Below are 8,459 nucleotides of genomic sequence, written 5' to 3'. Positions count from 1 at the left end.
TAGCTTATCAAGCCCACAAAACTGTCCGAACGGACGGGGCCACCTCTGATCACATGACCGGAAAATCTCATGGTGCTTCCGCTTTTCTGAAAAAAGAGGCGCATCTGGAAGGCGATTTCCTTGCTCAGGGGCCGAACCAGAAATGGGCAGGCGATATAGTTATATCTGGACTGCCGAGGGCTGGCTCTATCTGGCTGTCGTCATCGATCTGTTCAGTCGTCGCGTGATCGGGTGGACTGTAAGCGACCGGATAAAAAAGGATCTGGCTATCCGTGCCTTGGATATGGCGGTACGGCTGCGCGATCCATAGCCCGGCTGTATTTTACCGCTGCCGAGGCCGATCAGATGCGACGAGCCATGGCCACCTTCAAGAATACCGGCACGGTCTCACAGTTTCAGACACGCCTGATCGAAGGCATGCGTGCAACGGTTATCCGGAAGAATTCGCCGAACGTATCTAGCAGCAATTGGAAGGCTTCGGTTCCTACGAATTTCCCGAGAGCCACGCGACCAGTTTTGCCATTCTGACTTACTCATCATCGTAGATGAAATGCACCCATCCAGATGTATTTCTGGCCTCACTCCTGGATTCCCAGCCGATGGGGTTTTATGCGCCTGCGCAGCTTGTCCGTGATCCGCAGGAACACGGCGCGGAGGTCCAACCTGTTTCACTAACCAACGAGGCTGCCGACAAGCATCACGCCATCGTGATATGGCCTGTTTTAAGCCCAACCTACGCTGGAGTTTCAGTCCCATTTGCATCCTATGTGCATCCTGCGCGTATATCCCAAACGCAGAAAGCCGCCCTTACGGACGGCTTAACGTGCTAATTTTATTTGGTAATTTTGGTTGCGGGGGCAGGATTGGTTCTCAATTTGCGACAATCGCAAGGTGAGAACAAAGCGGGTTTAGATAATTGTTTTGAAAAGATCTTTTCTGCCCTCGCTTGATCTTTTCATAACCATAGTCCCTTCGATTACCAAAGACGATTGACGGCGAAGCTGTCGAACAAGGCCTCGTTGGAGATCAGCGTCATACCCTCGGCCTGCGCCTGGGCAATCAGAAAACGGTCAAACGGGTCTTTATGGGCAATGTTCATCTCGCCTGCGATGCGCGCATGAGTAACGCTGATTGGCAGTTCAACGAACCCCTGCCCGGCAACAATAGCCTCAAAGTCCTGCGCCAGCAGCGCCGCCCCCGGCAGTTTGCCGATGCGGAACTTGGTTGCGACCTCCATGGCCGAAGCCGCGCTCACGGCAATGACATTGGCTTCATCCGCTATGGCCTCCTGGGCGCGGTGACTCAGGTGCTCATCGCCCGCCAGCCACCAGATCAGCGCGTGCGTATCAAGCAGTAGCCTCAAGCGAGATTCCACCCGTCCAGTTCATCCTTGGGCAGCGCCTCATTGAAGGTCTTATCCAAGGTGATCTTGCCTTTGAGCGCCCCAAACACGCGACGACCCTGCGGTTCCACCGGCACAAGACGCACCACTGGTACGGAACCACGCGCGATCACCACCTCACCGCCCGCAAGTGCGTCGGCGATCAGACGGGACAGATTGGTCTTGGCATCGTGAACCGAGAACTGAGCCATGAAGCATCTCCTTAGCTAACTAATATAGCTAACCATCCTTCCTTTGGCAAGAGCGGCCTTCCATTCCAGCCGTGTGACTGCCCGAGTTTGCCCCATAGGGAACGACCCTCCAGGCAAAGGCGATTGGCAGAAAGCGAACATATAAATAGTCTGAACCCGATGATATTACCGTGGTCTCACTGTCACCAGTTGATACTGTGGCCACGTTGTAAAAGTGAGAGTGGTCTGATCAAAGTCAACGGGGCCATCAATGGGATGATGAAACTTGCGGGGACCGCCCTCCCGCAGCAACACGCTCTGATTGTGCCATAGCCGCTCAAAATCGGGGCTTCGGGATCGAAGTTCCTGCACCAGTGCGTCCACCTGCTGTTTATCACCACGAATGCTGACAGCCCGGAATTCCGCCAGCACCCGTCGCGCACTGCTTTCCCAGTCATCAAGGAACGTGCGGGCATCCGGGGCAAGAAAGACATAGCGCAGCAGGTTGTGCTCTTCATCGCCCAGCCAGCCGGCAAAAAGATGCCGGGCCGCGTCATTGGCGGCGCAGGCATTCCACAGGGGATCGAGTACATAGCAGGGCACTGTCATCTGCTCGGGGAAAATCCGGACCTCCTTGGGCAGGCCAGATACCATGGAGGACCGTGACTCATTGGGGTCTTTCATCTGCGCGAGTTCGAACAGGTACAGGCGTTCAGCGGGGGAGAGATGCAGGGCCGTGGCAATGCGCGCCAGCGTCGCCGCCGAGCAGGAGACATCCCTGCCCTGTTCGAGCCACGTGTACCAGGTCGTGCTGATGCCGCAGATCTGGGCCGCCTCTTCCCGCCGCAACCCTGTTGCCCGGCGGCGTCCTGGTAACGGATGCAGACCGACGTCCCCCGGTGAGAGGGTATCGCGCCGCGCGCGGAGGAAAGTCCCGAGGGCGCGATGCTGTTCGGAGGAAAGACTCATGATGGTGGTTTTTATACCAGTATAAAGAAAGACCTTATCCCTGTTTTTTGCATCTGGCAGCCTGGACCGCAACGAGTCATGGAACGGCGGAGACGGAAAAGATGACGGAACTTTATGCGGCAAGGCACTATGCCGCGCGGGCGCAGGATTATGTGGCCAGCACCGTCCACAGTCAGGGCAGCGATCTGGACAGGGTCGAGAAGCTTGTAGCAGGCAAGGGGCTGCGACGCGTTCTGGATATTGGTTGTGGTGGAGGGCACGTCACCTATCGGCTGGCCCACCATGTCAGGGAGGTAGTCGCCTGCGATGTGACTGGCCCGATGCTGGATGCCGTCGCGCAGGAAGCAACAAGACAGGGACTGTCCAACATCACGACCGTGCAGGCTCCCGCAGAGAAGCTCCCTTTTGAGGTCGGGGGCTTTGACGCCGTCTTCTGCCGCTTTACGACCCATCACTGGTCGGATGCAGTAGCTGGCCTGCGGGAGGCGCGACGTGTGCTGGCGCCGTCAGGGATGGCTTTATTCATTGATGTGACAGCCCCTCCTTCCGCCCTGCTGGATAGCTGGTTGCAGTCGATGGAGTTGCTGCGTGATATCTCGCATATTCGGAATTACGGAGTGGCCGAATGGGCGACCCTGCTGGGACAGGCGGGGTTCGTTCTTCAGACCGTCGGGGCTCACCGTCTGCGCATGGATTTTGAAAGCTGGGTGGCGCGGACGAAAACACCTCCTGAACGGGTCGTGGCCATCCGTTCCCTGCAACGGACCGCGCCGGACGATGTCGTGCACCATTTCGGGATCGAGGCGGATGGTAGTTTCATGATCGACGTCAGCAGTTTTCAGGTGACGCCGTTGTGAGCGGAATCGCGATTGTCGCAGGGGACCGCGTGGTGTGTCATCAACGGGACCAGAAAAGGTTTGCCAGTATCATGGGGAGACAGGGATGAGCCGGGAGTCCGTTCAGGCATTTTTCGAAGTCAATGCACCAGACATCAAGCCCGAGGTGCTGACAGACAGCACGGCAACAGTCGCTGAAGCCGCCCAGGCGCTCGGGGTGCAGGAAGGGCAGATTGCCAAGACCTTGGCGCTGAAGGTCGGCGACGAACGGATTTTGGTCGTCATGGCAGGAACGGGCCGGCTGGATAACCGCAAAACGAAGGATACATTTGGAAACCGGCCCCGCATGCTGCCTGCGGAAGACGTGCTGGAACTGACCAGCCATCCGGTCGGCGGTGTGTGTCCCTTCGGGCTGCCGCAACCGGTCCGGGTTTTCTGTGATGCTTCACTGCGCGCGTTCGATGTGGTCTGGCCGGCAGCCGGAGACCGGAACAGCTCTGTGTGTCTGACACCCGACCGTCTGGCAGATCTCGTCGGAGCGGAATGGGTGGATGTCAGTCAGGAGTAGGGGCGGCTTTCGCCTACATGTCGGGCATACATGGCGATGAATTGCTCTCCCCACAGCGGACATAAGCAGCACGATATCTCGCGGACGAGTTTGGGGTCGGTAGGCGAATGTCCGGTTCGGGGTTTCGCTTTGGGTATAGCCGACATTCACGCGACGTCGCTTGCCGACTAGACTGCGGCGTTCGGTCTTATTAGTACGAACGCCAATATCAGACAGGAGCGGCCATTCGGGTTCCACCAAGCTGGCTGACGGAAGACACCAACAAACCGGCCATAAAAAGCCCACAAGTTGAATCGAGGGATGAATGCAGTTTATTGCCAGAGAAGCCGTAGGTGTGCCGAACTGCCTTACAGGTGATAGAGCTGAGAGCGCATTTCATACCCTCGCTACGCTATTCGAGACCGATGACCGCGTGATCTCTCATAGAAGAGCGAATTGGGGCAATTTCCTGATCGAGGACGCCTCCCTGAGGTTCGCGCTCGATCAACTCTTCAGTGGGCGATGTGCTTTCTGCGAGATGAGCAGCCCCACTTCGGTCTACCGGTTTCGTCCCCCGGAGGATGCTGGCCCGACCTCAAGCACGCCTGAGGCTTTCGCGTCGCGCAGCCACCTCTATTATTCTTGGCTCGGAAACAGCTGGGAGAACCTCTATCCGATCTGCGAGGGCTGCCGTCCCATAGAGGAGAGCGTTTTCCCGGTAAGGGGGGACCGATGCGCGCTGCCAAGCGTCGAAGAGCTTCGACAGGTCTGGTCAGATACGCCTGGTCGGTGGCCGGAGGAGATTAAGGAAAGGCAACTGCTTCTGGATCCGTGTCGTGATAAAGACATCCAATCACAGCTTCTCGCTCTGCCCGATGGCAGGCTCTTGGCGTTGCGAGAGCGCGGCGGTCTTACAATCGATCATTTCGACTTGAACAGATCCGATCTCGTGCAAAGGCGCCGAACCGCGTTTAATAGCCTTTTCAGGAAAATCGAACGTCTTGAGGATAGTGAGGGCGGCTGGCGCGCGCTGTTCGATTTTCAAGAGCAAGATTTCGGCGGCGCATGGCGGACGCTTGCCACGCAGATCGCCAAGATGATGATGCCCGAAGGGCGTAACCGCTCACCCTCGCAGGAAGAGCTTCCGACCTACTTCGCTGAAAGGATGCGGCGGCCCAGGGCGCGAGACGATCTCCAATTCGCAAGCACCGCCTTGAATGATGATCCCGAGAGGGTTCTTCGCCGCCGTCCTCGGCAATGGCGGCCGATGCGAGGAAAGGGCTGGCCGGTCAACTTCGAGATCGAGAACTTCAAGTCTATAGAGCATCTGTCGCTCACGCTGGTGCAGTCAGGGGAGCAAAACGGCCTGAGAACGGCTGACGAGAAGGTGAAGCGGGCTCCCGCACTGATGATCCTTGGCGAGAATTCCGCTGGGAAGAGTTCCGTGCTTGAAGCAATTGCTCTCTCGCTCGCCCATTCGAGCGCGATCGCCGACCGCTATCTCTCACCGCCGACGTCGGTGATGCTGCGTCCGGAGCTTCTCGGCGGCGGCATCGATTCCAATATGAATCTCGCGAGCATCCAGGTCGCCTATGAGGGGGGATCCGTTTCACTTCTTACGGTTGGACACCAAGGCCCGGAAAGCGAAGCAAGTCCGGACCACGAACACATTCCAGTGTTTGCCTATGGCGCGTTCCGCATGTTCGTCACCGATGGCCGAGGGGCGCGGCGCCCTTCCGGCATCCGATCGCTGTTCGAGCCTGATTACATCCTCCCGGATCCAGAATCCTGGCTCGTCTCGATCTATGGCACCCCTGTTTTCGATGAGGTCGCTCGCGCCTTGCAGGCGATTATCGCCATGGAGCAGGAGTTCGATTTCATCACAGTGCGCGACGCCCAGTGCTTCCTGCAGATCGGGGTCGAGGGGGCGAATGGCATTCAACCGATCGAGACACCACTGTCTCTGGTCTCCTCCGGCTTCCGGTCCGTGCTCGGCATGGCCTGCGATATCATCCGTGGCCTTTTGGCTGGCCGCGACGGGCATTCAGCATCTCTCACCTTCGCGAAGGCGGTCGTTCTCATCGACGAGATCGAGACGCACCTCCATCCAAGATGGAAGATGCAGATTCTCAAGGGGCTTCGAACCGCGCTTCCCGGCGTCATGTTCATTGCGACAACGCATGATCCGCTGTGCCTGCGAGGACTATCCAGCGAGGAGATCGTGGTCTTGCGACGGTCACACCGCGCCATGCCGTTCAACGGACGCCCGCCCATCGTCATAGAGAAGCTCGAACGATTGCCGGCGATCGAGGCGATGTCCGTCGAGCAGCTCCTGACTTCCGATCTCTTTGACCTATTCACGACCGATCCGGAGGTCTCGGAGACCAGCTTCGCCAAGATTGGAGATCTTCTCTCGCGCACGCAAGGCGTTAGCGGTATACGCCCTGATCAGGATAGGGCAATCGCAGCGCGGGCTGAAATAGGTCGCCAGATCCGCTCCGCCCTCCCCGTGGGGTCAACCCACATAGAACGCCTCGTCCAGGAAGCGGTAGAAACCTATCTCAAGAAGCGCATGGGCGCGTCGGCTGCCGTGTTGTCGAAGTTGAGACAGGACACCCGCGACGAGATCGTGAAGCTGTTGGGCGACATCTGATGCGCAAGGTAGACCGAGGCAGCGTGTCTGCCCCAACGAGCCTGACCTCCTCCAAGGGCAAAGGTGCCCGCGAACTCAAGCGCTTTCGCGCCTATCATGCCGCCGCCGATGAGGAGGGCGGCAATGAGGATGGCGTCGAGCTCGTGATGGAGGGGCAGGATGAGGACATCACCGATGGCGCAGTAGTACCTGCTGTAGCCGGGAAGAAGCGCAAACCCGGTTTTGGCGCTTATAAGGACGACAAGGTGCGCCACGCACTTGAAGCGCTCTTCCATGGGAAATGCGCCTACTGCGAAACCCGCTACGACATAACAGCGCCCGTCGACGTCGAACATTTCCGTCCGAAGGGCAGCGTCGATGGAATCACCCACGGCGGATACTGGTGGCTGGCTGCCGTCTGGTGGAACCTCTATCCGAGTTGCATCGATTGTAACCGGAGACGAGAGCAGCCCACGCCGCCCAGTCTGGCGAGTCTCTACGCCTTGCTGGCCGATCAGCGCTCAACCGGATTCCAGACGATGTCTTCAGGAAAAGGAGCCTGTTTTCCGATCAAGGGCACACGAGTGACCGCCGAGCCAGCCCCGTCGCAGCTGGTCAAGGCCCATGAGGACGAAGATGCGGTGCTGCTCGATCCCTGCATGGACGACCCTCGCGCACATCTTCGCTTTCTGATCAATCGCGCCGATCCGCTCGGGATCGTCTATCCGGCTCCCAGCGGCATAGGAGGTCCTTCTCCGGAAGTGCCCCTCGCCTCTGATGATATCGAGGCGATCATTCAGGCCGCAACCATCGCCGGCGCCAGCGTTCGAGGTGCCGTCTCCATCCAGATCTTCGGGCTGAACCGGCTGGGACTGGTTCAAGAACGAACGCGCTTGTTGCGCAAACTTGAAATATTGGGGCTCAGCGTCCGGGACCTATCCGTCTCGGCCGACAAGCTCTCGGCACTTCGCCTGACCGGGCCAGACCAGGCCACAGTGGATGAAGCGATTTCCAATCTGCGCTCCACAGTTTACCGCCTGCTTACTGAAATTCGCGAAATGGCCTCGGCCAAGGCACCATTCTCAGAAATGGTCCGCGCGTGGATCAAGCAGTACAAGGCGGACCTTGCGCGCGAAGCGGTAATTCTTCCCGCATCTGCAGGCCCATCGCCCGGCAGTGGCACGAACCTGCCAGTTACGGCGCAATAACGAAGACGCCTGGAGTTGCGACCATTTCGAGATGAAATGACTGCCGCGTTCATGTCTGGGAATTCCAACCCGCATCGCTAGCTTGGTCCAGAAAATACCCATCTGGGCCGCTGAGGAGCCTGGACGGCAAGGGAAACCGGACTGGCCGCTGCCAAGCCCGCCAAATCGGCCATCGAGCGACCGACAAGGGCGCGGAGCGGTCGTCACATATAGTCGAACGAGCGGCAGGAAACATGTCTGGACGTTCCAAACCGGGCATTCTGCTTCCCTGAAGGGTTTCGGGCGCCGCGAGGCGTACGAAAGTCTGGGAAGACCGAACCCGCGACACCGGGACTCAGTTATGGGGAATTTGCAACTGGCGCTACCCGGGGGAGAGCCTGAGCCAGAGCATAAAGGTGCGTGTGTGGAACTGGAACGGGTTTTTGTGACCGGATCTGCATGACGCGATGACAGAACTGGCGGTGCAGACAGCGATTTTCCCGGTTTTTCCGGTGATGCGTACAGGAGCCCCGGTTTGCCGGCGCGGAGCCACTCCGACATCGGGATCGGTCATGCTGTCGTATCTGCGGGCTGTCATGGTGATCCCTTGGTTGGATCACTAGCCTGTGGCGGCCCTCGGGGCTGGCACCATCGGGGAAGGATCTGGATAACGACCATCGGACCACCACAGCATGGGCACGGCGGTGGCGTGACCG

Annotated in this window: 7 protein-coding genes and 2 pseudogenes; 6 read left to right on the top strand and 3 right to left on the bottom strand. The window is 58.6% G+C overall.

The genetic code is table 11. The features are described from left to right. Positions 1 to 104 precede the first annotated feature (104 nt). Positions 105 to 307, top strand: a pseudogene (locus GEU01_RS24810) (DDE-type integrase/transposase/recombinase); the annotation flags it as partial. A gap of 14 nt (positions 308 to 321) precedes the next feature. Next, positions 322 to 668, top strand: a pseudogene (gene dnaE2, locus GEU01_RS27045) (error-prone DNA polymerase); the annotation flags it as partial. 308 nt (positions 669 to 976) lie between these two features. Here the strand turns inward: dnaE2 and GEU01_RS17800 are convergent. The 3 genes from GEU01_RS17800 to GEU01_RS17790 all read right to left on the bottom strand — a co-directional run bounded on the left by GEU01_RS17800 (position 977) and on the right by GEU01_RS17790 (position 2,541). Continuing rightward, a complete protein-coding gene (locus GEU01_RS17800; protein ID WP_019087164.1) occupies positions 977 to 1,363 on the bottom strand; it encodes a type II toxin-antitoxin system VapC family toxin in 387 nt (128 codons plus the stop codon). Next, complete coding sequence (locus GEU01_RS17795) at positions 1,360 to 1,593, bottom strand: type II toxin-antitoxin system Phd/YefM family antitoxin (RefSeq protein ID WP_019087163.1); 234 nt, start codon at positions 1,591 to 1,593, stop codon at positions 1,360 to 1,362. The genes GEU01_RS17800 and GEU01_RS17795 overlap by 4 nt, the downstream gene beginning before the upstream one ends. Before the next feature lie 165 nt (positions 1,594 to 1,758). Further along, positions 1,759 to 2,541 carry a helix-turn-helix transcriptional regulator gene (locus tag GEU01_RS17790; RefSeq protein ID WP_026018846.1) on the bottom strand — a complete coding sequence of 261 codons (783 nt, stop codon included), beginning with the start codon at positions 2,539 to 2,541 and terminating at the stop codon, positions 1,759 to 1,761. Positions 2,542 to 2,642: 101 nt separating this feature from the next. Between GEU01_RS17790 and GEU01_RS17785 the strand changes: the two genes are divergently transcribed. The 4 genes from GEU01_RS17785 to GEU01_RS23210 all read left to right on the top strand — a co-directional run bounded on the left by GEU01_RS17785 (position 2,643) and on the right by GEU01_RS23210 (position 7,764). Next, positions 2,643 to 3,398, top strand: coding sequence for a class I SAM-dependent methyltransferase (locus GEU01_RS17785; RefSeq protein WP_019087161.1), 756 nt, complete (start codon positions 2,643 to 2,645; stop codon positions 3,396 to 3,398). Positions 3,399 to 3,483: 85 nt separating this feature from the next. After that, entirely contained in the window at positions 3,484 to 3,945 is a 462-nt protein-coding gene (locus tag GEU01_RS17780) for a YbaK/EbsC family protein (protein ID WP_019087160.1), read from the top strand. A gap of 304 nt (positions 3,946 to 4,249) precedes the next feature. Continuing rightward, entirely contained in the window at positions 4,250 to 6,577 is a 2,328-nt protein-coding gene (locus tag GEU01_RS24035; protein ID WP_019087159.1) for an AAA family ATPase, read from the top strand. Further along, the gene (locus GEU01_RS23210) at positions 6,577 to 7,764 is read left to right on the top strand and encodes an HNH endonuclease family protein (RefSeq protein ID WP_019087158.1); all 1,188 of its coding nucleotides are present in this window, start codon (positions 6,577 to 6,579) and stop codon (positions 7,762 to 7,764) included. The genes GEU01_RS24035 and GEU01_RS23210 overlap by 1 nt, the downstream gene beginning before the upstream one ends. The last annotated feature ends 695 nt before the right edge of the window (positions 7,765 to 8,459 follow it).

It is taken from the genome of Komagataeibacter europaeus LMG 18890 (assembly GCF_000285295.1).
Classification (GTDB): domain Bacteria; phylum Pseudomonadota; class Alphaproteobacteria; order Acetobacterales; family Acetobacteraceae; genus Komagataeibacter; species Komagataeibacter europaeus.
Note: the sequence above shows the minus strand (reverse complement) of the source record. Positions and strands in the feature narration are given on the sequence as shown.

What these genes read in the sequence shown, in the direction of transcription:
- GEU01_RS17785 (WP_019087161.1), top strand. Translation starts at nt 2,643, where the DNA reads ATGACGGAACTTTATGCGGCAAGGCACTATGCCGCGCGGGCGCAGGAT.
- GEU01_RS24035 (WP_019087159.1), top strand. Translation starts at nt 4,250, where the DNA reads ATGCAGTTTATTGCCAGAGAAGCCGTAGGTGTGCCGAACTGCCTTACA.
- GEU01_RS17780 (WP_019087160.1), top strand. Translation starts at nt 3,484, where the DNA reads ATGAGCCGGGAGTCCGTTCAGGCATTTTTCGAAGTCAATGCACCAGAC.
- GEU01_RS23210 (WP_019087158.1), top strand. Translation starts at nt 6,577, where the DNA reads ATGCGCAAGGTAGACCGAGGCAGCGTGTCTGCCCCAACGAGCCTGACC.
- GEU01_RS17790 (WP_026018846.1), bottom strand. Translation starts at nt 2,541, where the DNA reads ATGAGTCTTTCCTCCGAACAGCATCGCGCCCTCGGGACTTTCCTCCGC.
- GEU01_RS17795 (WP_019087163.1), bottom strand. Translation starts at nt 1,593, where the DNA reads ATGGCTCAGTTCTCGGTTCACGATGCCAAGACCAATCTGTCCCGTCTG.